Genomic DNA, 24,158 nt, shown 5'->3' with positions numbered 1-24,158 from the left:
ACAGAAACCTTGAGATAAGCAATAAAAGATTATTTTTGCAACATTACTACCAAATTAATAAACATAAAATTGAAAAACGCGAAACCAAAAATCTTAATTGGAAGAACTGATGTAGTAGATTTTCCGAAGTTAGATTTATTAGGTATTGATATTAAAATAGATTCAGGCGCGTATACCTCAAGTATTCATTGCCATCATATTATTGAGGAAAATAATATACTAAAATGTTTATTTTTAGATCCTAAACATCAAGATTTTCATCAAAAACCATTGATTTTTAGCGATTTTAAACAAAAAAATGTTAAAAGCTCTAATGGAGTTGTTGAAAAAAGATATTTAATCAAAACAGAAATTTTAATTTTTAATAGAATTCGTGCTATTGAATTAACTATAACCGAAAGAGGTTCTATGAGGTTTCCTGTATTATTAGGGAGAAAATTTCTTTCAAGAAAATTTATAATAGATACATCAAAAAAAGATCTATCCTTAACTAACAATATAACAAAAATTTAAATATGAAAATTGTCGTTTTATCGAGAAACCAAAATTTATATTCAACAAAAAGACTTGTTGAAGCTGGAAAAGAAAGAAATCATGAAATAGTAGTAGTAGATCATACAAAATGCGACATTATTATTGAAAGAAAAAAACCAGCCATACGTTATAAACATGAGCTATTATTAGATATTGATGCTGTAATTCCAAGAATTGGGGCTTCAGTTACCTTTTATGGTACGGCAGTTGTCAGACAATTTGAAATGATGAAAGTTTTTACGGCGGTAGAATCTCAAGCATTAATGCGTTCAAGAGATAAACTAAGAAGCTTACAAGTGCTATCTAGAGCTGGATTAGGCCTTCCAAAAACAGTATTTACCAACTATTCAAAAAATGTACATGACGTTATAGAAAGTGTTGGAGGTACTCCTTTAGTGATAAAATTATTAGAAGGAACTCAAGGTTTAGGAGTTGTTTTAGCTGAAAATGAAAATGCCGCTACCTCTGTTTTAGAAGCCTTTAATGGTTTAAAAGCACGTGTTATTGTTCAAGAATTTATTAAGGAAGCCAAAGGAGCAGACATCCGAGTTTTTGTTGTTGATGGTGAAGTTGTTGGCGCAATGAAAAGACAAGGAAAAGAAGGTGAATTTAGATCTAATTTACATCGTGGAGGTACCGCTGAAATTATAAAATTATCTATTGATGAAAAAAATGCTGCACTAAAAGCAGCACGTGTTATGGGATTAGGTGTTGCTGGGGTGGATTTATTGCAATCGGCAAGGGGACCACTTATTTTAGAAGTTAATTCCTCACCTGGTTTAGAGGGTATTGAAAGAGCTACTGGTGTTGATATTGCTGGCAAAATTATTCATTATATAGAAAGACACGTTGATATTGATTAATTTAGGTAAATGAAAATTCTTAATCATAAAATTGGTTTAGGGGAGTCTGTTCAAGTTAAAATGGATTTTGCACGGTTAAATACTCGCTCTATTATTGAAGTTCCAATTATTGTAGAGAGAGCAAAGGTTGATGGCCCTTGTATTTTGTTATTAGGAGGTGTTCATGGAGATGAAATTAACGGAATAGAAATTGTTCGCCAAATTGTAGCAAAGGGCTATAATAAACCAGAAAAAGGAACTGTAATCTGTATTCCATTATTAAATGTTTTTGGTTTTTTAAATCAGCGTAGAGAATTTCCTGATGGAAGAGATTTAAATAGGGTTTTTCCAGGTTCTATAACTGGTTCTTTAGCAAGTAGGTTTGCCTTTCATATTATGAAAGAAGTTGTACCGCATATAGATGTCTGTATAGACTATCATACTGGAGGTGCACAACGATTTAATTATTCTCAAATTCGGATTGACGATAATGATCCAGAAAATTTGAAATTAGCTCAAGTTTTTGGAGCTCCTTTTATTTTATTTAGCCAAAGTAAAGATAGAACTATTCGAAAATCGATGACCAATTTAGGTAAAAAAGTATTGTTATTTGAAGGAGGAAAATCGTTTAGTTTGGATAAAAACGTTACTCAATCTGGTATCCAAGGCGCATTAAATATAATGAACCATCTTGGCATAAGAGATTTTAATGGTAAGGTTTCAAGACCCACTTTAGAGAACGCATCAATAATTATTAAAAAATCGAAATGGATTAGAGCCAAACACTCTGGTATGTATAGGTCTTTTGTAAGTGCCGGCCAAAAAGTGGAAAGAGGAATTAAAATTGGGAGTATTTCAGATCCGTTTGGAACTTTTGAACAAAGTTTTAAAAACACTCAGACTGGTTATATTTTAAATTCGAATCACGCTCCAGTTGTTAATCAAGGCGATGCCCTTTTTCATATAGGATACGAATAAAAGGGTGCTAAAAGTAGACAACATATCATTTGGATACACTTCAAAAGAAGTGATTAAAAATATTAGTTTCACCGCAAATAAAGGTGAATATATTGCTATAGTTGGTGAAAGTGGCTGCGGAAAAAGTACACTTTTAGAAATTATATATGGATTACTTCATATTGAAAAAGGAGCAGTATTTTGGAATGATAAAAAATTATTAGGTCCTAATTTTTACCTCATTCCAGGTGAGAATTTCATGAAATATTTACCGCAAGATTTCGATTTAATGCCTTATACCACTGTTGAAGAAAATGTGGGAAAGAACATTTCGGCTTTAAACCCTAATAAACAGCAACGTATTACTGAATTATTAGAAGTTGTAGATATGCTCGATTTTGCTAAAACAAAGGTTAAAAACTTAAGTGGTGGTCAAAAACAACGAATTGCAATTGCAAAAGTAATTGCAAAAGAACCCGAAGTTTTATTATTAGACGAGCCTTTTAGCCATATAGATAATTTCAGAAAAAATAAATTGAGAAGAAATTTATTTAAACATTTGAAAGCTAAAAACATACTGTGTATTGTGGCAACACACGATTCAACAGACGCACTTTCTTTTGCCAATGAAATTATAGTAATTAAAAAGGGAAAACTTATTGCAAAAGATACTCCTGAAAATTTATATAACTATCCCAAAAATGAATATATTTCCTCTTTTTTTAACGATATAAATGAAATACCTTTAATTGAAATTGATGCAGAAACAACTTCTTTAAAAGCAATTTTAGCATACCCAAATCAGCTAAAAGTTGTTAAAAAATCCAATTTAAAAGCAACTGTTTTAAATTCTTATTTTAAAGGATATTGTTTTTTAATTGAAGCTAAATTAAAAAGAACGATTATATTTTTTGAGCATACCAAAGCTATAAATGAAGGCGAAAAGGTATTTCTTGAAATTAAGAATCGGATTTAAATTAAACCCGATCCTAATGCTATTGAAATGATAATTAGCATAATAGCAACAAAAATCTGTAAAAATTTAATAGTTACTTTCTTTAAAAGTTTATTACCAATATAAGCTCCAATTATTGCTGATAAAGTGGCACAAATTATTAAAGTTAAATTATCGGTAATTCCAGATTTGGAAAATTTAGAAGCGTAAACGCTCAATCTTGTGAAATCTACAAAAACAGAAACAATAACAGCAGTTCCAATAAAAGCTTCTTTTGAAAGACCAGCCTTAATTAGAAAAGCACTTCTCAAAGCACCTTGATTTCCAGAAAGACCTCCAAAAAATCCACTTAAGGCACCTCCTAAAGGTAATTTTTCTTTTCCAAATTTCAAATTATTTAAATATGGAATTAAATCAATACTGGCAAAAATTATTAATAAAATGGATATAATAAATTTAACAGGATACACTTCAAAGGTTTTATTCATCATTTCATAAGTAAATAATGGCTTAGCATCTGGAATTTGAAATAACAACCAAGCACCAAAAAAAGCGGCAATAACTGCAGGAATACCAAATTTTAATAATACAGTTTTGTCCGCATTTTTACCTACTAAAAACACTTTAAAAATATTATTTAAAAAATGTACCACACCAGTTAAACCTATAGCCAACTCAACAGGAAAAAAAATCATAAAAACTGGAGTTAGAATGGTACCCAATCCAAAACCAGAAAAAAAAGTTAGAATGGAAGCAAGAAATGCGGTTAATGATATGATAATTATTTCCATAATATAAAGTTAGGTGCTATTTTTTAGATTCCTGTAGAGCCAAATCCGCCAGCGCCACGCTCTGTTTCGCTTAATATAGCAACTTCGCTCCATTCGGCCCGTTCATGTTGTGAAATTACCAATTGTGCAATTCGTTCTCCATCATTTATAATAAAATCATCGTTCGATAGGTTTATCAAAATTACTCCTATTTCACCTCTATAATCTGCATCAACAGTTCCGGGAGCATTTAACACGGTAACACCTTTTTTAGCTGCAAGTCCACTACGTGGCCTAACTTGCGCTTCTGTACCAGCTGGTAATGCAATAAACAAACCTGTTTTTACAATAGCCCTCTCTAAAGGTTTTAGCGTAATAGCTTCATCAATATTTGCACGTAAATCCATTCCTGCCGATGCAATGGTTTCATAACTAGGTAATTCGTGTTTGGAGTTATTTATTATTTCAATTTTCATTTTATATTAATTTATGTTATACAACCAAGTAACTACATTCAAAAATTCTGATTTCCAAAAACCTTCATTATGGTTTCCTTCTGGTTTTATTACAGTTTTTAAATTTTTAGGGTTGAACCCAGATTCTAAAAGAAGTTTTTCAAATTGTTTTGTGTCGTTTTCCATTTCTTCGCCTTCTTTGCCACCAACCAAAAGAAATAGTTTTATGTCCGCATTTTTAGCGTTTAAAGTGGTAAATTCTATTACCTTTTCTGAAAACCAAAACGAGGTTGACAATGCTCCAATTTTTCCAAAAACATTTGGGTGTTTTAAGCCACCATAATATGAAATTAAACCACCTAATGAACTGCCAATTAGCGCTGTATGTTTTGGTCGTGATTTTGTTCTATAATTAGAATCTATAAAAGGTTTAAGAGTATCTATTAAAAAATTTACATAAACAAATCCTTTACCGCCACCGTATTTTTTGTTTTCCCATGGTGTATATTGGTTTATTCTCTGTTCTCCTGAGTTTTCAATTCCAATAACTATAAAACCTTTTTTTGTTTGTTCAAAAACAGCATTCAACGTTTCATCTACTTCCCACTCACCAGCAAATGAAGTGGCAGCATCAAATAAATTTTGTGCATCATGCATATAAATTACAGGATATTTTTTGGAAGAAGTATTATAATCTGGCGGAAGATAAATCCAAATGTTAGGTTTAAAATTAGAAAATTCAGGAATAGTGAATTGATACTCTAATAGTTGAATATTTTCGGATGCTGTAGATTTTTTTTCTTGTCCTATTGTTGATAAAGTAAAAAAAATAACACTTATAAAAAGAAGAAATTGTTTCATTTTTTTCGTTTTATAATTGTTAAAATTTCATTCTTTTCATTGTAAAAAATTAAAGAACCAAATAAGAATACCAATCCAAAAGAAACTAAATAATTTTCTCTAAAAAACACAAATGACACGTAAGAAATAACAATTGAGGCAATTAAATAACTACCAGATTTTTGAATATTATACGGTACTGGATAGTATTTTTTTCCTATAAAATAAGACAAAATCATCATAGTTCCATAAGCAGCTAATGTTGCCCAAGCAGCACCAATATAACCTACTGTTGGAATTAAAATTAAGTTTAAAACAATGGTTATAGCTGCTGCAATTAAAGAAAAAATCATAGCATACCTTGTTTTATCAGTTAATTTGTACCAAATAGCAAGATTGTGATAAATTCCTAAAAAAAGATTTGCCAGTAAAACAATTGGAACAATTATTATTGCATCCCAATATAAATGATTAATAAATAATTGTTTTAAAAAATCAATAAAAACTACGATTCCTACAAAAACTAATGAACCAATTATAATAAAATAATTTAAAATTCGAGCATAGGTTTCTTTAGCGTTTAATTTATCTGAATGATTAAAAAAGAATGGCTCAGCGCCTAACCTAAACGCCATGATGTATAAATTCATAAAAATGGCCAATTTGTAACAGGCACTATAAATTCCCATTTCGGAATCGCCTATTAATTGTCCTATTAAATATTTGTCTAAATTTTCATTAATTACATATGCAATTCCAGCAATTGCAATTGGCCAAGAGTATGAAATTAATTTTTTAAATAGCAGGGTGTCAAAAGTCCATTTAAATTTCAATAAGTAAGGCACCAGCATTATTAAACAAACGGCACTACCAATAACATTTGCAATAAAAATGAAATTCACTAAAGAGGTACTTTCAAAAATGTTGGTTAAAAAACCTGGTATATAAGTTTCATTTTCATTAAATATAGGAATGAATTTTAAAAAAAGTAAGTTTATAAATACAATTATGCCAACATTAATTAGTTTAATAAAAGCATATTTAATTGGCCTTCCTGAAGCGCGTAAATAAGCAAATGGTATAACAGCTAAAGTATCCAATGCTAAAATGGCAATCAATAATTTTAATTGAAGCTGATTATTTTCAAAACTAAAAAGAGAGATAAGCTGATTATAAAAGAGCAAGCCAAAAACCACAAATACAAATGCTGCTGCTAAAACCGCTATAAAAGTTGTAGAAATTAAGGGATCCTTTTTTTCTTCTTTGCTATAAAAACGGAAAAATGCAGTTTCCATTCCAAAAGTTAAAATTACTGAGAATAGTGATGCCCAAATGTAAAAATTTGTGTTTTCAGCATAGTTAGTTGTTGGTAAAGCATCGGTATGAATACGAACCAGTAAAAAATTGATGACCCTTGGTAGTACGGCGGCAATACCATAAATAAAAGTATCTTTAAAAAATCGTTTAAGAGTGCTCAATCTGAGTTTAAAGTAAAAAAGTTAAAAGTTTAAAAGTACAAAAGATTTTTTGTTTATTTATTAAAATCAAAATAGCATATAACAACCAATTTAACTTCAATAATTGTTAAGCATTTTAGTTTTGGTCTTAGTTTTAGTTTGTTTACTTTTGGGTTTTAAATACATCATAAATGAATGAAATTCCTAAAGTTGTGGTTTTTGGAGGTGGAAGTTGGGCAACAGCAATTGTAAAAATGTTATGTGAAAATTTGGATATAGTTGGGTGGTATATGAGAAGTGATAGTGCCATAGCATATATTAAAGAAAATGAACATAATCCAAATTATTTAAGTTCGGCCGAGTTTGATATTAACAAATTATATTTAAGCAGCAACATTAACGAAATGGTTAACTATGCCGATATTTTAATATTCGCCATACCATCTGCTTTTTTAAGTGATGAATTAAATAAAATAAGCATTGATTTTTCGACGAAAATTGTGTTTTCAGCTATAAAAGGTATTGTTCCGGAAACCGGAAAAATTGTTGGTGAACATTTCAACGAATTTTATAACGTTCCAATTGAAAACATTGGTGTAATTACAGGACCGTGTCATGCTGAAGAAGTTGCAATGGAACGTTTATCTTATTTAACGATTGCCTGTCAAGATAAAAAGAAGGCCACAGAAATTAGTAAATTATTAAGCAGCTCTTATATAAATACCAAAACTTCTGATGATATTATTGGAACTGAATATGCTGCTATGTTAAAGAACATTTTTGCAATTGCAGCTGGTATTGCACATGGATTAGGGTATGGAGATAATTTTCAATCGGTGTTAATGTCTAATTCAATTAGAGAAATGAAACGTTACATTAAAAAGGTTCATAAAATGAAGCGTAACATAAATAATTCGGCTTATTTAGGAGATTTATTGGTAACGGGTTATTCAACTTTTAGTAGAAATAGAATGTTTGGGAATATGATTGGGAAAGGCTATACCGTAAAAAGTGCTATGATGGAAATGAGCATGGTTGCAGAAGGGTATTACGCTGCAAAAAGCGCTTATCAAATTAACCAAATAAATAAAGCAAAAACACCGATTATAGATGCTGTTTATGATGTTCTTTATGGGAATAAAAATCCGAAAAGTGTATTTAAAAAATTGACAGAACTATTGGATTAATTATCCTTGTAAAATTAGTTTTACATATTTTAAACGAATTAGTATTTGTTTTCATAAAAAAAATAGCAACAATATTATAGCTACTTTTATTTTAAAAAGTATTATTAGCTTTGAGCAAACTGTAAAACAAATTAAGTTAGTTGTAATATAAAAATAAATATAATGAATGATAAAACTGCTATAGTTTATTCCACTGTTGACGGACAAACATTAAAAATTTGCAATGAAATAGTTCAGGTTTTAAAAAAGAATAATCAACATGTAGCATTATTTAATATTGATAATTTTAATGGTGAAATATCTGATTATCAAAAATTTGTAATTGGTTCAAGCATTCGATATGGGGTGCATAATAAAAAAGTAATTGAATTTATAAACGCAAATAAACCACAATTAGATGCTGTTAAAACAGCCTTTTTCTCAGTTAATCTGGTAGCAAGAAAAGAAGAAAAGAACAGACCTGAAACAAACCCGTACGTAATAAAATTTTTTAAAAAAATAACATGGAAACCTAGTTTAGTTGAAGTTTTTGCAGGAAAATTAGATTATAAAAAATATCCATATTTTGATCGTGTAATGATTCAGTTTATTATGTGGATGACCAAAGGACCAACAGATATTAGTACTGAAATTGATTATACAAATTGGAAAAAAGTAACAGCATTTGGAGAGACAGTATGCAAATTATAATTATTCTATTACATATCTTAAAATCAATTAAGTAAGTTTTGTATATTTGAGAATGTTGAGCCCTAGAAAACTTTGATATTTTTATGCAAAAGAAACCCACTTACCAAGAATTAGAAAAGGAACTTGAAATCTTAAAAGGAGATGTTTACAAGCAAATTCTTTTAGATTTTTCAGGAAAACTACTTGTTGAACTTAATACAAATGGAATTGTTACCTTGGTTAATTCAAAAACATGTGAGGTATTGGGCTATGAAGAAAAGGAAATTTTAGGAAAAAATTGGTTTGAAAATTTTATTCCTGAACGATTAAAATTAGAACTTCTTTCAATTTTTAAAAAATTACTTTCTGGGAAAATTAAAAAAGTAGATAAGTATGAAAATTTGATTTTAACCAAAAAAGGAGAAGAAAGGATTATTATTTGGCACAATCAATTATTAAAAGATAACAATGGAAATGTAATAGGCCATTTATGTTTAGGAGAAGATATTACAGAATATAAAAAAACAGGTCAACAGTTAAAAAAGCAAAATGAAGAATTAAGGCTTATTAGTAATGAATTATCAGAAAAAAACAGATTACTTTTTGATAGTCAAAAAAGGTTTAAAAATTTATTTGAACAAAGCCCCGTTTCACTTTGGGAAGAAGATTTCTATGAAGTAATACAATTATTGAAGAAGAAAAAAAAGGAAATAGGTAATTTAAAAAAGTACTTTGATGAACATCCTGATTTTGTTGATGAATGCATTTCAAAAATAAAAATATTAAATGTAAATAAAGTCACGCTAGAATTACTTGGAGTTAAAACTAAAGAAGAACTTATATCTCAGATTAGAAAAACGAATTCTAAAAAAGCTTTTGAAGCGCTTAAGCTTGAACTTTTATCTTTTGTTTCAAATAAAAAAGAGTTTAAAGGGGAAACGGAATTTCATAGTACAAACGGCGATGTAATTACTGTTATAGTAAAATCAGTACTAATAAATGAAAAAGGTGCAGCTATTGCCTCAGTAATTGATATTACACCATTAAAAAAAGCCGAACAAGAACTTACAAAAGCTAAAGACAAGGCTTTAAAAAGTGAGAAAAAATTTAGAGAATTATATGAAAAATCTAGTGACTCAATATTAATTATTGAAAACGGAACTTTTGTTGATTGTAATAAAGCAACTGTTGATTTGCTTGGATATAAAACTAAAGAGGAGTTTTTAAACACTCATCCTTCAAAATTATCTCCAGAAATACAGCCAGACGGAAGATCTTCCCATATAAAAGCTGAAGAAATGATAGTAGCTGCTTTTAAAAATGGAACCCATCGATTTGAATGGATACATACTAAAAGCAATGGAAATGACTTTCCTGTTGAGGTTCTGTTAACATCTATTGTAAATGAACCTGATAATAGAGTTCTTCATTGTGTGTGGAGAAATATTACACAACGAAAAAAAGTTGAATTAGAGCTGATAACTGCCAAAGAAAAGGCAGAGGAAAGCGATCGCTTAAAAACCGAGTTTATTAATAATATGTCTCATGAGATACGGACTCCAATGGATGGTATTTTGGGTTTTTCACAGTTTTTAGAGGATCCAAATTTAACTATTGAAAAGCGAAAACATTTCGTGAAAATCATTCAAAATAGTGGTAATCAATTACTTCATATTATTGATGATATTATAGAAATTTCAAGATTGGGAACAAAGCAAGTGAAAATACACGAAACAGAAGTTTGTTTAAATGATGTTTTACTAGAATTATTTTCAATATTTGATATAAAAGCAAAAAAGAAAAAGATACCGCTATATTTTAAAAAGGGACTTTCAAACGAACAAAGTATTGTTTTTTTAGATAAATCTAAAATTTTTAAAATACTAAGCAATTTAATAGAAAATGCCTTAAAATTTACTAATAAAGGATTTATAGAAATTGGGTATAACCTTAAAACAGATGGTGAGACAACCGAATTAGAAATCTATATAAAAGACACAGGAATAGGAATAAAACCAGAAAAACATGAATTAATTTTTGAGCGATTTTCACAAGCCGAAAAGGAATTATCAAAAAATGTTGGTGGATTAGGACTTGGATTATCGATTGCTAAAGAGAATACAGAATTGATAGGAGGTAAAATTAGAGTAGAATCTGAAATGATGAAAGGAGCTACTTTTTTTATCACCATTCCTTACAAACCCATAAATACAATCTCAAAAAATAAAGATTCAAAAGAGAAAATTATAAGTGAACAAAAGAAATACATCATTTTAATTGCTGAAGATGAAGAAGTGAATTATTTATTTTTTGAAATATTATTAATGGATGAAATTAAACTTCCGTGTACCCTAATTCATGCAAAAGATGGAGTTGAAGCAGTCGAGGTTTGTAAAAATAATCCATACATTAATTTTGTTTTGATGGATTTAAAAATGCCCAAAATGAATGGGCTTGATGCTACTAAATTGATAAGAGAATTTCGACCAAATTTACCAATAATTGCCCAAACAGCCTATTCAACAATTGAAGACAAAAAAATTGCTATTTCAGCGGGTTGTAACGATTTTATATCAAAACCAATAACAAAAGAAATGTTAGAGAATTTATTGAAAAAATATTCATTAGTAGTGGATTCTGAAAGTGATAATTAGAATGCCATAAAATGAATTTTAGAAATGTGCTTTTTTATGCTGTCTTTTTTTTAACGATAAAATTTAATGGACAAGAAAAAATAATAATAGTTAAAACTGATAGTATTTCACTTTTTGAAACCTACATATCTTTAAATTCAACTGAAAATATTTCTCCAATTATACACAATGACGGTCTTATTTATGCTTCAAAAAATAAATCGCAATACTATAGATTATATTTTTCAGATTTAAAAACCGCTCCTCAATTATTGAAAATTAGAGATAAAACAAAAGTTGGGACTACCGCTATTTTTGATAATGAAATTTATTTTTCAAAAAACACTAAAACAATAAGCGTTGATAGTACTTATAATTTAGCAATTTATAAAGGAAACATTGAGAATTTAAATGTATCTAAAGTTGAGTTACTACCATTTTGCAAAAAGGGTTTTTCCTATGAATATCCGACCCTTTCAAAAGATGGAAAAAGAATGGCTATTGTTACAAACGAGAATGGAGTATTTCATTTAGTAGAATTGACAAGAAATAATGAAAACGAATGGGTTAGATCAGGTATCATTTTTATAACACAACCTAATTTCAACATTATAAACCCGACATTTTATAATGAAAACACTATTTATTTTTCAAGTAATTATTTTATTGGCAAAATAAAAGGTTATAAATATTCTTTTGTGACAGGCGCAATGAAGATTGTAAAAACGTATAGAGAAAATGGTGTTTATAATATTTATAAAATTATTAGAATTGATGGGAAATGGCAATTACCTGAAAAAGCATCTTTTTTTAATTCTGATTATGATGATTTAGGAGTTATATTTAAAACAGAAAAAATTGGTTATATTAATACGTATAGATACGACAATACCAATAATATCTATTTTTTCGAATTAAAACAATAAACAAGCTGGAGCAGGAGCATCAATACTGTATTTAAAATTCAATGCACCTGTAGTTTTGTTGATACTGTAAACGCTAATATTTTTACTTCTCTGATTTGCAACTAGTAAAAACTTTCCGTTTGGAACTATAGTGAAATTTCGTGGCCAATCGCCATGAGTACTTATGGTTTGTGTTTTTTGAAGTTTTCCACTTTTTAAATCTCTTTTAAAAACTACAATGCTATTTTCACCACGGTTAGAGCCATATAAAAATTGTTCATTTTTTGATAAATGAATATCAGCACAAGCATTAAATGCTTTAAAATTTTCATCTAGTGTACTGACATCTTGAATGTTTGTATAGGTGTCGTTTTGCTTTTCTAATACGGTGACGGTTGAATTTAATTCGTTTATAACATACAAAAATTTTCCTTTTTTGGATATTTCAAAATGCCGAGGTCCTGCATTTTCTTTCATTTTAAAAGAATTTTTTAAACGGTATGTTCTTTGACCTTTTTCTAAAACATATTGTGCAAATAAATCGAGACCGAGATCGGCAATAAACAAGTTATCTTTAAAAAATTTGGCTGAATGTGCATGAGATTTTTTAGAAGTAGTATTATGATCAATAATTTGACTCACAGACTCAATTGTTCCTTTTTTATTAACACTATAAATAGAAATAGAACCGCCAGTATAATTGGAAACAGCTAATTTAGTATTGCTTGAGTTTAGGGCAATATGACAAGGATGCGCCCCATTACTGCTAACTTTGTTTAAAAACTTAAGATTGCCGTTGGAGAGCACTTCATATGCGGAAATAAAACCGCTTGAACTACCTTGGTAATTATCAACTTCACCAACCGAATAAATAAATTTTTTGTTGGATGAAAAAGCTATAAACGAAGGATTCTCAGTTTCAATAGCCAATTTTTTAGCACTTAACGCTCCTGTTTTGGTGTTAAAATTGTAATAATAAATTCCTTCACTTCCATCACCAGTATAAGTGCCTACATACAATGGAATATTTTGAGCGTTTGAAATTATATAAAACGTAGATAAAAGGATGAATAAAAAAGTTTTCATAGAATTTTGTTTAAATATTATTTCACTAAAATACCACGTTTTTTTAATAACGGAATTGTTCTCAAAGAACTTTCCTTGAGTGCTCCTTTATCAAAAACATATTTTTTATCATATAATTGAGAACCTTCAAAAAAAGAAACATTAAATGAGTTAGAAATTTTTAAAACATCACCCATTAGTAATTCAACTTTAGCAAAAGATTTAGCTTGCAACTTCTCAACTTTATGCCTCATTGTGGAGGTTTCTAATCCGTTTTCATCATCATATCCTTTAGAAATAATCATAATCATTTCCAAATCAACCAATTTGTTGTTAATAATATAAACGTTCCAATCATTACATTGAAATTCTGGGTTATATTCTTTTACAACAGCCATAAAAACATCTGAAACTTCAGGTATTTGAATATCTTTTTTCATTTACAGGGTATCTGGCAGTAGGTATCTTGTATCAATTAATTTTAATAGCCTTTCAGGCTTTTGGGGTGTATCTTTCACCCTTTACCTTTTGCTCTTTCAATCTAACTTTAGATTACCGACTTAAACTGATTTAAAAACCGAACATCGTTTTCATAAAACATTCTAATGTCTGGAATTTGATACAAAAGCATTGCAATTCGCTCAATTCCCATCCCAAAAGCATAACCAGAATAAACTTCTGGATCAATGTTTACATTTTTTAGCACGTTAGGGTCTACCATACCGCAGCCCATAATTTCTAACCAACCAGTTCCTTTAGTAATTTTGTAGTCGGTTTCTGTTTCCAATCCCCAATAAATATCTACTTCGGCGCTTGGTTCGGTAAATGGGAAATAAGACGGGCGAAGTCTAATTTTAGATTTCCCAAACATTTCTTTGGTAAAATATAACAAAGTTTGTTTTAAATCGGCAAAAGACACATTGGTATCAATATATAAACCTTCAACTTGATGAAAAATGCAATGGGCACGTGCTGATATATCTTCATTTCTAAAAACACGACCTGGAGAAATAGTTCTAATTGGTGGTTTATGACTTTCCATATATCGCACTTGAACAGATGAAGTATGTGTTCTTAATAAAATATCTGGATTTTTTTCAATAAAAAAAGTATCCTGCATATCACGTGCTGGGTGATATTCAGGTAAATTCAATGCTGTAAAATTGTGCCAGTCATCTTCAATTTCTGGACCTTCAGAAACCGTAAAACCAATGCGAGAAAATATATCAATAATTTTGTTTCTAACTAAAGAAATTGGATGTCTAGATCCCAATTCAATGGGTTCCTCAGGTCTTGTTAAATCGCCATAAAATCCTTTTTCGTCACCACTATTTTCTAAGGCTTCTTTTAACTGATTTATTTTATCTTGAGCATCGTTCTTTAAAGTATTAAGCGCTTGTCCAAAATCTTTTCGTTCTGTGGGAGCAACATTTTTAAATTCCTCGAATAAATCGTTTAAAATACCTTTTTTTCCTAAAAATTTAATTCTAAAAGATTCTATTTCGTCTTTATTAGTTGAATTAAATGAATGTACATCCCCAATTAGTTCCTTTACTTTATCTAACATTTTTCTTCTAAAGTTAAGTTGCAAATTTAAACATTTTTATTTTTAAAAAAGGAATAAGTATTAACTTAGTAATTAGCGAATTTTTAATTATAAAATTAGATGTTTATTGTTGGTAAAACTTAGTAGAAAATCAAGTTTTTTACATCAATAATTTAGTAATATGCCAACTATTCATAATAAAATTATAGTAATTTAGTGTTATTATTCTATCTTGCATTATTAAATTTTAGCATTAAACTATATGAGCAAAAATCCATTACCAGATTTAAAAAAATATGAATTTGAAGATGTTGCATTTAATGAATTAATGCAAAATAGAATAAATAAAGTTTTAATAGTTTGTTCTAACTATGATTTCTATATGTTAGAGGAAGATGGTAGAATTGACGAACGTATTTTTAATGAATATACTGCCTTAAGTTTAAGATATCCACCAAGTTTTATTCATGCCAATTCAGCAAGAAGAGCCATAAAAGTTCTTAATTCAGATAAAATAGATTTAGTAATTACATGGCTGGATATTGGAGATTACAAAGCATTTGAAACGTCTAAGATAATAAAACAGGAATTTCCAACTGTGCCTATTGCGGCGCTTAGTCATTACTCATCTCAATTAAGAGAAAAAATTAATAAGGCAAATACAGGTATAATTGATTTTGTTTTTCATTGGAATGGGAATGTTGATATTTTTTTAGCAATTATAAAACTTACTGAAGATAGAATGAATGCTGAAAAAGATATTAATCAAATTGGCGTTAAAGCCATTTTATTGGTTGAAGATTCACTTCGGTTTTATTCAAGATATTTACCTCTTATTTATAAAGTTATTTTAAAGCAAACTCGTTCATTTATGTCTGAAGGTCTAAATGAACATAGAGGGATGATGCTTATGAGAGGTCGACCAAAAATTTTGCTGGCTACTACTTTTGAAGAAGGTGTCGAATTGTTTGAAAAGTATAAAGACAATCTTTTAGGAGTTATTTCGGATGTTAGTTATTTTAAAAACGGAAAAAGGGATGCCGAAGCTGGTTTTGAATTTTTAAAATTTGCGCGTAATTATAAACGTTATTTTCCGGTATTAATACAATCATCCGATGACAAAAATGAAGGAAGAGCTTTAGAACTAAAAGGAAAATTTTTATATAAACACTCCGAAACTCTAGGAGATGATATTAAAAAATATATTACAAAATATTTTTCATTTGGCGCTTTTGAATTTTGGGATCCAGAACAAATGAAAGTTTTGGCAACCGTAAAGGATTTAAATAATTTTCAAAAAACATTAGACATTGTTTCTGAAGCTTCAATTGTATATCACGCCAAACGAAGTGAATATTCTAAGTGGTTAAAATCAAGAGCCCTTTTTTCCTTAGCAAATTTGTTTAGTACTGTTGAATATGATGATTTTGAAGATGGAGAGCAAATTAGAGATTTTTTAATTAATGCAATTAAAGCATATCGTGTTTATAGATCAAGAGGTGTTATTGTAAAATTTAATAAATACCGATATGATGAATATTTAGGCTTTGCCAGAATTGGTGAGGGCTCATTAGGAGGAAAAGGAAGAGGATTAGCATTTATAGATTCGTTTTTAAAACGCCATAAATTATTTAACAAGTATAAAGAGGTAAACATTTCTATACCTCGAACCGTGGTATTAAGTACCGAAGTGTATGATCAGTTTATGGAAGAGCACGAATTAATTAATTTTGTTGCAAACTGTAATAACGATGAAGAAATTTTAAATGAATTTATTTCAAAATCATTACCAAAATGGGTGATGGATGATGTTCGAGCATTTTTAAAAACAACCAAAGCTCCTATTGCTATAAGGTCGTCAAGCGTTTTAGAAGATTCTCATTTTCAGCCATTTGCAGGTGTTTTTGCAACATACATGATACCTAATACGCAAAAAATAAAAATGTTAGAAATGACCTCTAACGCTATTAAATCTGTTATTGCATCTGCTTTTTTCCAAGGGACCAAGGCTTATTTAAAAGCCATTTCCCATACTTTTGAAGAAGATAAAATGGCTGTTATTTTACAAGAAGTAACAGGTAAACAATATGATGATGTGTACTATCCAAATATTTCAGGTGTTGCACGTTCCATTAATTTTTATCCAATTGGAAACGAAAAACCAAATGAAGGTATTGCACACATTGCATTAGGATTAGGAGAAATTGTTGTAGGTGGAGGTAAAACATTACGTTTTTCACCTTATCATTCAAAGAAGATATTACAACTTTCATCACCTGGATCCACACAAAGAGATACACAACAGTTTTTTTATGGTTTAGATTTAAATCCAGACAGTTATATAGCTTCAACAAATGAGTCTATCAATAAAAAGAAAATTACCATAAGAAATGCCGAAAAACATGGTTCGCTAAAATTTGTAGCTTCAACATACGATTTACAAAATAATATAATTAAACCAGGTGTTTTACATAATGGAATTAGAGTAATAACTTTCGATAACATATTAAAATATAATACATTTCCATTACCTGAAATACTTCAAGATTTATTAAGAATTGGACAGCGAGAAATAAGAAATCCAATTGAAATTGAATTTGCGGTTAAGCTAGATGTTCCCGAAGGACAACCTAAAGAATTCAGTTTTTTACAAATAAGACCAATTGTTGAAAGTGTTGATGTTTCGAGCAATCTTCCAGAAAATTTTAACAATTCAGATACTATTATATACTCTGAGTCGGCATTAGGAAATGGAAAACATGATGGCATTTGTGATATTGTATATGTTAAGCCCGAAACCTTTAATCCAGCTAATACAAGAGATATAGCAGTGGCAGTAGATAAAATTAATAAAAAATTTATTGAAGCCAACAAAAACTATATTTTAATAGGTCCAGGACGCTGGGGTTCTAGTGATCCTTGGTTGGGAATTCCTGTAATTTGGGCGCAAATTTCAGCTGCAAAAATAATTGTAGAATCTGGACTTCATAATTTTAGAATAGATCCAAGTCAAGGAACTCATTTTTTCCAAAATTTAACATCATTTAAAATGGGATACATAACAATTAATCCTTTTATAGGTGACGGTTTTTTCGATTTAAATTATTTAGACAATCAAACTGCAGTTTTTGAAGACACCTACATAAGACATATAAAATTTAATAACCCTTTAACCATTATTATTGATGGAAAAAGCAATAAGGCAGCAATTTTTAAAGAAGATTTTAAATACAATAATACTATAGAAACAGAAGAAAATATTTCTAATGATTTTCATTCACAGGGTTTTTTGTAAAATTAAAAAAATACAATCATATTATTGATTTAATAATTTTTACCTGTTTTAGCATGACATATATTTGTAATTATTAACATATTGCAAATAAAACCGTAATATGTATAAAAATTTGAATATTTTTTATGTCTAAATTGAAATTAATATATGTAAATTTGTACTACTATTTAAAATAATTTTCAACAAGTCATAAATCATAACTAATATGAACGTAAAAAATATATTAAACGGGTTGGAAGCAAAACATCCTGGAGAGCAAGAGTACCTACAAGCAGTGCACGAAGTGTTAGAATCTATTGAAACAATCTATAATGAAAATCCTCAATATGAGGCTGCAAAAATTATTGAGCGTTTAGTAGAACCAGATCGTATTTTAACGTTTAGAATTTCATGGGTAGATGATGCTGGTGAAGTTCAAGTAAACATTGGTTACAGAGTTCAGTTTAACAATGCCATTGGACCATATAAAGGAGGAATTCGTTTGCATCCTAGTGTTAATTTGAGTATTCTTAAATTTTTAGGATTTGAGCAAATATTTAAAAATGCTCTTACTACATTGCCAATGGGTGGAGCTAAAGGAGGATCTGATTTTAATCCAAAAGGAAAATCAGATGGTGAAATTATGCGTTTTTGCCAAGGTTTTATGTTAGAATTATGGAGAATTATTGGCCCAAATACCGATGTTCCAGCAGGTGATATAGGAACAGGTGGTAGAGAAATTGGTTTTATGTACGGTATGTACAAAAAACTACAAATGGAAAACACAGGTGTTTTTACAGGAAAAGGATTAAATTGGGGAGGAAGTTTAATTAGACCAGAAGCAACTGGATTTGGAGGGACTTATTTTACCAAACAAATGCTAGATACTAAAAAGGACACTTTCAAAGGAAAAATAGTTAGCTTGTCTGGTTTTGGAAATGTTACTTGGGGTGTTGCTTTAAAAGTTACAGAATTTGGTGGAAAAGTTGTTACTATTTCGGGTCCAGATGGTTATATTTATGATAAAAAAGGTTTAGATGCTGAAAAAATTGATTACTTATTGCAATTAAGAGCCTCAAATAACGATATTGTTTCTCCTTATGCCGAAGAGTTTTCAGAGGCTATATTCTATCCAGGTGAAAAACCTTGGGGAGTTGCTTGTGATATTGCCATGCCTTGTGCCACTCAAAATGAATTGAATGGTGACGATGCAATAAAATTAGTTGCTAATGGAGCTAAGTATGTAGCCGAGGTATCAAATATGGGTTGCACACCAGAAGCAGTAGATGTGTTTCATAAAGCAAAAATATTATACGCTCCAGGGAAAGCAGTAAATGCGGGTGGAGTTGCTGTTTCAGGTTTAGAAATGTCGCAAAATGCAATGAAATTAAATTGGACATTGGAAGAAGTTGATGCTAAATTAGTTCAAATTATGACTTCAATACACGAAGCTTGTATAAAATTTGGAACCCAAGATGATGGTTATATTAACTATGTAAAAGGAGCTAATATTGCCGGATTTATTAAAGTTGCAGATGCTATGTTAGATCAGGGAATTATATAATCTCCTTAATCTTTGAAGACATTTTCGTGAAAGGGGAAATGAATATGGTTAAGATTTAGAAATATAAAAAAGGGTTGTTATTTAACAGCCCTTTTTCTTTTATATATTTGTTCAAATGGCTGAAATAAACAAATACCGCAAAATTATTCATATAGACATGGATGCTTTTTATGCGTCTGTAGAGCAACTCGATAATCCTGAATTAAGAGGAAAGCCTATTGCTGTTGGAGGTGGTGGAGAGCGCGGAGTAGTTGCTGCGGCAAGTTATGAAGCTCGTAAATTTGGAGTGCGATCGGCTATGAGTGGCGTGCAAGCAAAAAAGAATTGTCCTCATTTAATTTTTGTTAAACCACGATTTGAACGATACCATGAAATTTCAAAAAAAATTAGAGCAATTTTTCATGAATATACAGATTTGGTTGAACCACTTTCTTTAGATGAAGCTTATTTAGATGTTACAATAAATAAAAAAGGAAATCCGTCTGCAAGTTTAATAGCAAAAGAAATTAGACAACGAATTTTTGATGAGTTGCAATTAAATGCTTCAGCTGGTATTTCAAATAGTAAATTTGTTGCTAAAGTTGCTTCCGATATTAACAAACCAAACGGACAAAAAACAATTCAGCCAGAAGAAGTGTTTGCTTTTTTAGAAGAATTACCTATCGAAAAATTTTATGGTATAGGGAAGGTTACTGCTGTTAAAATGTACAATTTAGGCATTTTTAAAGGAAGCGATTTAAAACTAAAAACCGAAGAATTTTTAACACAACATTTTAAAAGTTCGGGGATACATTATTACAATATTGTTAGAGGAAACCTTTTTAGTGAAGTGAAGCCAAACCGAAAACGAAAATCAGTAGCGGCTGAACATACCTTTATAACCAATTTGACTTCTGAACTATTTATGCTTCAAAAATTGGAAAAAATTTCGGAAGAACTGGAGCAACGAATGATAAAAACGAAAGTATCTGGAAAAACCATTACGTTAAAAATAAAATACAGCGATTTTAAAACTCAAACCCGAAGTAAAACCTTGCCTTATTTTGTAAAAGAAGGAGCTGTTTTGTTAGAAACCGTAAAAGAACTCTTGTTTCAAGAGAAAGTACTCAATTCTGTTCGATTATTAGGAATTTCAGTTTCAAATTTGAACATTCATTCAAAAATAAAAATTGAAAAACCTATTGAAGTGCAATTAAAATTTGAGTTTTAAATAGCTGTTATAACTGTCCACGTATATACGAAGAGAAACTCCTAAAGGTATCTGTTTAAAGATGTAGTTATGGATTCCGCCTTCGTAGGAATGACAACAAAGACTGTATTATGATTCTTTTAATGTATAAATCACATTTCTTGCTTCTAAATAGTTTAAAATATAATTGAAACAAACTTCATGTTTACCTACTAATTCTGGTGGAAAAACACCTTTTTCTTTAAATAAACCATCTAAAAACATGTTTGCTGCAGCAGTCGCTGTGTACCCTGTTGTACGAGCCATAGAAGAGGTGTTTGTTTTGGGACAGAATTCATCGTGTAAATTATAAACTATAGTTTTATTTTCACCTTTTTCGTTTGTTCCTTTTAAGGTAATTCGCATTACGGTTATTTCAGGTTCCGTATCACCTAATTTCCATTCATTAAATAATATTTTTGAAGTAAAATCTAAAGGTGAAACTTCAGTTCCGTTTATCATTATTTTTCCTTCACTAAAAAAGCCACTTGCTTTTAACACTTTAATATATTCAATATGATCTGGGTAACGCAAGGTTTTTTCTTTCATGTTTTTTATATGTGGCATCGTAAAAATAATAGAACGCAATCCATCAGAATTAAACGATTCTAGGGTTCCAACATTTTCAAAATCAACAAATTCACAATCAGACAGGGCTTCTTTTACAACGATATGACCGTTTTCTACATAACGAGCTGGTCGCGTATATTCTTCAATAACATCGACAGGAGAAAAAGGAGCCTTGTAACTAAATGGCCATTTTTTTATTTTTGGCAAACCACCAACCAAACATTCAAAATCTGTTAATTTTAATTTTTCATTGTAATACCCTAAAATAATATTTCCCATTCCAGGTGCAACACCACAATCTACAATTGCGGTAACATTTTTTTCTTTAGCTAAAGCATCTAATTCCAATGAGTTTTCTGGAAAAAACGAAATATCAATTACATTTTTTTCAGCTTCAATAATCGATTTTAAAGTTTCGAAACCTAAAAATCCTGGCACTGCACAAATAACTAAATCGAAGGGTTTTATGGTTTCTTGAAGAAGCAATTTATTGGTTACATCTAAAACTTCAGGAATTAATTTATCACATTTTTTGATTGCATTTTCTAATGCCTTTTCATTAAAATCTGTAATTGTAACATCATGTTTTTTTGACAAATCAATAGCCATTGTGCTACCAACCATACCGGCGCCTAATATAATTATATTGCTCATTTTTTTGAGTTTAAAGTTAAAAAATTTAAAAGTTTGACTGTTGAAGAAAAGGAAGTATTTATAAACCCGGAATAAAAATCCAGGGCATTTCAGAAATGTTTTTTATTGAAGTTATTTTCATGCGTCTATGTTATTTTTTTTAACGGTCACATGCTGTTCGCTATAAGTCATTTTATAGTATGATAAGCTTTTTAGCTTGCTCGTTTCATAGGTTAAACTTACAAATAATATAAACACAAATTAATTTTCAGTGTAAAATTTACCTTGAAATGTATTTTTTTCTTCTAATTTTTTATCAATTTTAGCCATTATCTCAAAGTTTTTCAACTTGTTCCAATTTGGAGCAATTAATAAATCAGAAGGCGTTTCGCTAATAAACCGTTCAATTATTATATTTGGTCGTAAAATGCCAATAAATTCTGAAATAAACTCAATGTATTCTTCTGAAGTAAACAAATCGAAATTTTCTGGATTTCTTTTATATTGAGCCGCCATCACCGAATTTTTTACAATTTGTAAATGATGTAGCTTTAAAGTATCTATTGGTAATTTCGAAACCTCTATGGCGTGATTTAAAAGTTCTTCTTTAGTTTCGCCAGGTAAACCAATAACTAAATGAGCTCCTAAATGAAATCCTTTGTTTTTACAAGCTGAAAAAGCTTGTTGGGTTTCTTCAAATGTATGGCAACGGTTTACTTTTTCCAAGGTTTTATTTAATGTACTTTCAACTCCAAATTCTAATGAAATAAAGTACTTTTTTGATAAAAGAGACAAGTGTTCAATTACTTCATCTGAAATACAATCGGGACGCGTACCAATTACCAAACCAATAACTCCTTCAATATTTAAAGCTTCCTCATACATTTTTTTTAGCGATTCAATATCTGAATATGTATTTGTATATGCCTGAAAATAAGCTAAGTATTGTTGTACTTTATATTTTTTCGAAAAGAATGATATACCTTCTTCAAGTTGAAGCTTAACAGATTTTGAAGGTTCACAATAATCAGGATTAAATGTATTATTGTTACAATAAGTACAGCCTCCATACCCTTTGGAACCATCTCTGTTTGGACAAGAAAAACCAATATCTAATGATATTTTTTGAACTCTTTCACCAAATGTAGATTTAATAAAAGAGGTATAATCTAAATAACGTTTTCCTGTAAATTTCATTTTTAAAAATTATAGCGTAAAATTATTAAAACATTATGGATTGGGTTATTTTTACAAGCTAATTATGATGAACTACGTTAAAGTTAAAAAGAAATTGTTTGAAGCTTGTGTACTTTTTGTAGATGAGAGATACAAGACTATTGAAACTGTGATGCAATCTTTTAAAAACGATTTAACAGCAGAAACAAAAAGCTCAGCAGGAGATAAACACGAAATCGGAAGAGCTATGTTGCAATTGGAAATGGAAAAAACGAGTCAACAATTAGCGTCTGTAATTGAAATGAAAGAAATACTAACAAAAATTTCAATTAAAAAATCTTCAGATAGTATTTGTTTAGGGAGTTTAATTAAAACTACAAAAGTGAATTACTATTTAGCCATAAGTGCTGGAAAAATCACAATTGATTTGGTTGATTATTTTGCGATTTCAACAAATTCTCCTATCGGAAAACAGCTGCTTGGTAAAACAGTTGGTGCTATTATACGATTTAATGACGCTACTATTTTGGAAATAAATTAGGCTTTTTCATCAATCGGTCATTGGGTCAGTTGAAATGTATGTTCTAATAATGATTAATGAAAAATTGGATACAATGCCGAAATAAGTTGATACTGACGATTTAATAATGCATTAGGGATTGCAGCGACATCCTTTTTTACAATAAAACGGAGTGGAATTGTAAAAAAAGGAATAGAAGAAAGCTCAACCAGAAGGATAAAACCCAAATAATAGCAATAAAAGAAGCTGTCTCACAACTAGAGACGGTTTATTTATACTTTTATTTGGAAGTTTTATTAGTTTTTTGTATATTTAATCATTGATATACAGATACTTAACTATGAATTTCAGACATTACAACCAACAACAAACGATACT

The 24,158-nt window shown here is 29.6% G+C and carries 21 protein-coding genes; 12 read left to right on the top strand and 9 right to left on the bottom strand.

Annotated features, from left to right (window positions below; all coding sequences use genetic code 11):
• Nucleotides 1-69: 69 nt before the first annotated feature.
• Genes Q8S45_RS11060 through Q8S45_RS11045 form a run of 4 tightly spaced genes read left to right on the top strand, consistent with a single transcriptional unit; the run spans nucleotide 70 to nucleotide 3,309 of the window.
• Entirely contained in the window at nucleotides 70-513 is a 444-nt protein-coding gene (locus tag Q8S45_RS11060; RefSeq protein WP_305604693.1) for a RimK/LysX family protein, read from the top strand.
• 2 nt (nucleotides 514-515) lie between these two features.
• Nucleotides 516-1,397 (top strand): 30S ribosomal protein S6--L-glutamate ligase, encoded by an 882-nt coding sequence (gene rimK / locus Q8S45_RS11055; RefSeq protein ID WP_305604691.1) that lies wholly within the window; start codon nucleotides 516-518, stop codon nucleotides 1,395-1,397.
• Nucleotides 1,398-1,406: 9 nt separating this feature from the next.
• Nucleotides 1,407-2,354 (top strand): succinylglutamate desuccinylase/aspartoacylase family protein, encoded by a 948-nt coding sequence (locus tag Q8S45_RS11050; protein ID WP_305604684.1) that lies wholly within the window; start codon nucleotides 1,407-1,409, stop codon nucleotides 2,352-2,354.
• A gap of 4 nt (nucleotides 2,355-2,358) precedes the next feature.
• Nucleotides 2,359-3,309 (top strand): ABC transporter ATP-binding protein, encoded by a 951-nt coding sequence (locus tag Q8S45_RS11045; RefSeq protein ID WP_305604683.1) that lies wholly within the window; start codon nucleotides 2,359-2,361, stop codon nucleotides 3,307-3,309.
• Here Q8S45_RS11045 and Q8S45_RS11040 read toward each other — a convergent pair.
• From Q8S45_RS11040 to Q8S45_RS11025, 4 genes are read right to left on the bottom strand one after another with little or no spacing between them, the layout of a single operon-like run.
• Entirely contained in the window at nucleotides 3,306-4,079 is a 774-nt protein-coding gene (locus Q8S45_RS11040) for a sulfite exporter TauE/SafE family protein (protein ID WP_305604681.1), read from the bottom strand. The two genes, Q8S45_RS11045 and Q8S45_RS11040, sit on opposite strands and share 4 nt — an antisense overlap.
• A 23-nt stretch (nucleotides 4,080-4,102) precedes the next feature.
• A complete protein-coding gene (gene dut / locus Q8S45_RS11035; protein ID WP_305604679.1) occupies nucleotides 4,103-4,534 on the bottom strand; it encodes a dUTP diphosphatase in 432 nt (143 codons plus the stop codon).
• Nucleotides 4,535-4,540: 6 nt separating this feature from the next.
• Nucleotides 4,541-5,374 carry an alpha/beta hydrolase gene (locus tag Q8S45_RS11030; RefSeq protein WP_305604677.1) on the bottom strand — a complete coding sequence of 278 codons (834 nt, stop codon included), beginning with the start codon at nucleotides 5,372-5,374 and terminating at the stop codon, nucleotides 4,541-4,543.
• A complete protein-coding gene (locus tag Q8S45_RS11025; RefSeq protein ID WP_305604675.1) occupies nucleotides 5,371-6,831 on the bottom strand; it encodes a polysaccharide biosynthesis C-terminal domain-containing protein in 1,461 nt (486 codons plus the stop codon). The genes Q8S45_RS11030 and Q8S45_RS11025 overlap by 4 nt, the downstream gene beginning before the upstream one ends.
• A 170-nt stretch (nucleotides 6,832-7,001) precedes the next feature.
• Between Q8S45_RS11025 and Q8S45_RS11020 the strand changes: the two genes are divergently transcribed.
• The 4 genes from Q8S45_RS11020 to Q8S45_RS11005 all read left to right on the top strand — a co-directional run bounded on the left by Q8S45_RS11020 (nucleotide 7,002) and on the right by Q8S45_RS11005 (nucleotide 12,225).
• Complete coding sequence (locus Q8S45_RS11020; RefSeq protein ID WP_305604673.1) at nucleotides 7,002-7,997, top strand: NAD(P)H-dependent glycerol-3-phosphate dehydrogenase; 996 nt, start codon at nucleotides 7,002-7,004, stop codon at nucleotides 7,995-7,997.
• 162 nt (nucleotides 7,998-8,159) lie between these two features.
• Nucleotides 8,160-8,687: a menaquinone-dependent protoporphyrinogen IX dehydrogenase gene (gene hemG, locus Q8S45_RS11015; protein WP_305604671.1), complete on the top strand. Its 528-nt coding sequence runs from the start codon at nucleotides 8,160-8,162 to the stop codon at nucleotides 8,685-8,687.
• 83 nt (nucleotides 8,688-8,770) lie between these two features.
• Complete coding sequence (locus Q8S45_RS11010) at nucleotides 8,771-11,320, top strand: PAS domain S-box protein (RefSeq protein ID WP_305604669.1); 2,550 nt, start codon at nucleotides 8,771-8,773, stop codon at nucleotides 11,318-11,320.
• Nucleotides 11,321-11,331: 11 nt separating this feature from the next.
• Nucleotides 11,332-12,225, top strand: coding sequence for a hypothetical protein (locus tag Q8S45_RS11005; protein ID WP_305604667.1), 894 nt, complete (start codon nucleotides 11,332-11,334; stop codon nucleotides 12,223-12,225).
• On the opposite strand, the gene Q8S45_RS11000 is transcribed toward Q8S45_RS11005, so the two are convergent.
• The 3 genes from Q8S45_RS11000 to pheS all read right to left on the bottom strand — a co-directional run bounded on the left by Q8S45_RS11000 (nucleotide 12,214) and on the right by pheS (nucleotide 14,836).
• Nucleotides 12,214-13,290: a lactonase family protein gene (locus tag Q8S45_RS11000; RefSeq protein WP_305604665.1), complete on the bottom strand. Its 1,077-nt coding sequence runs from the start codon at nucleotides 13,288-13,290 to the stop codon at nucleotides 12,214-12,216. The genes Q8S45_RS11005 and Q8S45_RS11000 overlap by 12 nt on opposite strands.
• 17 nt (nucleotides 13,291-13,307) lie before the next feature.
• Nucleotides 13,308-13,709, bottom strand: coding sequence for a hypothetical protein (locus Q8S45_RS10995; protein ID WP_305604663.1), 402 nt, complete (start codon nucleotides 13,707-13,709; stop codon nucleotides 13,308-13,310).
• A 107-nt stretch (nucleotides 13,710-13,816) separates the two neighbouring features.
• Complete coding sequence (gene pheS / locus Q8S45_RS10990; protein ID WP_305604661.1) at nucleotides 13,817-14,836, bottom strand: phenylalanine--tRNA ligase subunit alpha; 1,020 nt, start codon at nucleotides 14,834-14,836, stop codon at nucleotides 13,817-13,819.
• 241 nt (nucleotides 14,837-15,077) lie between these two features.
• On the opposite strand from pheS, the gene Q8S45_RS10985 reads away from it, so the two are divergent.
• From Q8S45_RS10985 to dinB, 3 genes are all read left to right on the top strand, one after another.
• A complete protein-coding gene (locus tag Q8S45_RS10985) occupies nucleotides 15,078-18,110 on the top strand; it encodes a PEP/pyruvate-binding domain-containing protein (protein WP_305604660.1) in 3,033 nt (1,010 codons plus the stop codon).
• A gap of 205 nt (nucleotides 18,111-18,315) precedes the next feature.
• Nucleotides 18,316-19,653, top strand: a complete 1,338-nt coding sequence (gene gdhA / locus Q8S45_RS10980) for an NADP-specific glutamate dehydrogenase (protein WP_305604659.1) — start codon at nucleotides 18,316-18,318, stop codon at nucleotides 19,651-19,653.
• 115 nt (nucleotides 19,654-19,768) lie between these two features.
• A complete protein-coding gene (dinB, locus tag Q8S45_RS10975) occupies nucleotides 19,769-20,863 on the top strand; it encodes a DNA polymerase IV (RefSeq protein ID WP_305604656.1) in 1,095 nt (364 codons plus the stop codon).
• 108 nt (nucleotides 20,864-20,971) lie between these two features.
• Here the strand turns inward: dinB and Q8S45_RS10970 are convergent, their stop codons facing one another.
• Nucleotides 20,972-22,105 (bottom strand): saccharopine dehydrogenase family protein, encoded by a 1,134-nt coding sequence (locus Q8S45_RS10970; RefSeq protein WP_305604655.1) that lies wholly within the window; start codon nucleotides 22,103-22,105, stop codon nucleotides 20,972-20,974.
• A gap of 240 nt (nucleotides 22,106-22,345) precedes the next feature.
• Complete coding sequence (locus Q8S45_RS10965; protein WP_305604653.1) at nucleotides 22,346-23,281, bottom strand: TIGR01212 family radical SAM protein; 936 nt, start codon at nucleotides 23,279-23,281, stop codon at nucleotides 22,346-22,348.
• 64 nt (nucleotides 23,282-23,345) lie between these two features.
• On the opposite strand from Q8S45_RS10965, the gene Q8S45_RS10960 reads away from it, so the two are divergent.
• The gene (locus Q8S45_RS10960; protein ID WP_371133018.1) at nucleotides 23,346-23,801 is read left to right on the top strand and encodes a 3-oxoacyl-ACP synthase; all 456 of its coding nucleotides are present in this window, start codon (nucleotides 23,346-23,348) and stop codon (nucleotides 23,799-23,801) included.
• Nucleotides 23,802-24,158 lie beyond the last annotated feature (357 nt).

The sequence above is a fragment of the Lutibacter sp. genome, from assembly GCF_030692605.1.
GTDB lineage: Bacteria > Bacteroidota > Bacteroidia > Flavobacteriales > Flavobacteriaceae > Lutibacter.
Note: the sequence above shows the minus strand (reverse complement) of the source record. Positions and strands in the feature narration are given on the sequence as shown.

Coding starts and splice junctions, on each gene's coding strand:
- rimK (WP_305604691.1), top strand. CDS start 516: ATGAAAATTGTCGTTTTATCGAGAAACCAAAATTTATATTCAACAAAA.
- Q8S45_RS11050 (WP_305604684.1), top strand. CDS start 1,407: ATGAAAATTCTTAATCATAAAATTGGTTTAGGGGAGTCTGTTCAAGTT.
- Q8S45_RS11040 (WP_305604681.1), bottom strand. CDS start 4,079: ATGGAAATAATTATCATATCATTAACCGCATTTCTTGCTTCCATTCTA.
- dut (WP_305604679.1), bottom strand. CDS start 4,534: ATGAAAATTGAAATAATAAATAACTCCAAACACGAATTACCTAGTTAT.
- Q8S45_RS11030 (WP_305604677.1), bottom strand. CDS start 5,374: ATGAAACAATTTCTTCTTTTTATAAGTGTTATTTTTTTTACTTTATCA.
- Q8S45_RS11020 (WP_305604673.1), top strand. CDS start 7,002: ATGAATGAAATTCCTAAAGTTGTGGTTTTTGGAGGTGGAAGTTGGGCA.
- hemG (WP_305604671.1), top strand. CDS start 8,160: ATGAATGATAAAACTGCTATAGTTTATTCCACTGTTGACGGACAAACA.
- Q8S45_RS11010 (WP_305604669.1), top strand. CDS start 8,771: ATGCAAAAGAAACCCACTTACCAAGAATTAGAAAAGGAACTTGAAATC.
- Q8S45_RS11005 (WP_305604667.1), top strand. CDS start 11,332: ATGAATTTTAGAAATGTGCTTTTTTATGCTGTCTTTTTTTTAACGATA.
- Q8S45_RS11000 (WP_305604665.1), bottom strand. CDS start 13,290: ATGAAAACTTTTTTATTCATCCTTTTATCTACGTTTTATATAATTTCA.
- Q8S45_RS10995 (WP_305604663.1), bottom strand. CDS start 13,709: ATGAAAAAAGATATTCAAATACCTGAAGTTTCAGATGTTTTTATGGCT.
- pheS (WP_305604661.1), bottom strand. CDS start 14,836: ATGTTAGATAAAGTAAAGGAACTAATTGGGGATGTACATTCATTTAAT.
- Q8S45_RS10985 (WP_305604660.1), top strand. CDS start 15,078: ATGAGCAAAAATCCATTACCAGATTTAAAAAAATATGAATTTGAAGAT.
- gdhA (WP_305604659.1), top strand. CDS start 18,316: ATGAACGTAAAAAATATATTAAACGGGTTGGAAGCAAAACATCCTGGA.
- dinB (WP_305604656.1), top strand. CDS start 19,769: ATGGCTGAAATAAACAAATACCGCAAAATTATTCATATAGACATGGAT.
- Q8S45_RS10970 (WP_305604655.1), bottom strand. CDS start 22,105: ATGAGCAATATAATTATATTAGGCGCCGGTATGGTTGGTAGCACAATG.
- Q8S45_RS10965 (WP_305604653.1), bottom strand. CDS start 23,281: ATGAAATTTACAGGAAAACGTTATTTAGATTATACCTCTTTTATTAAA.
- Q8S45_RS10960 (WP_371133018.1), top strand. CDS start 23,346: ATGATGAACTACGTTAAAGTTAAAAAGAAATTGTTTGAAGCTTGTGTA.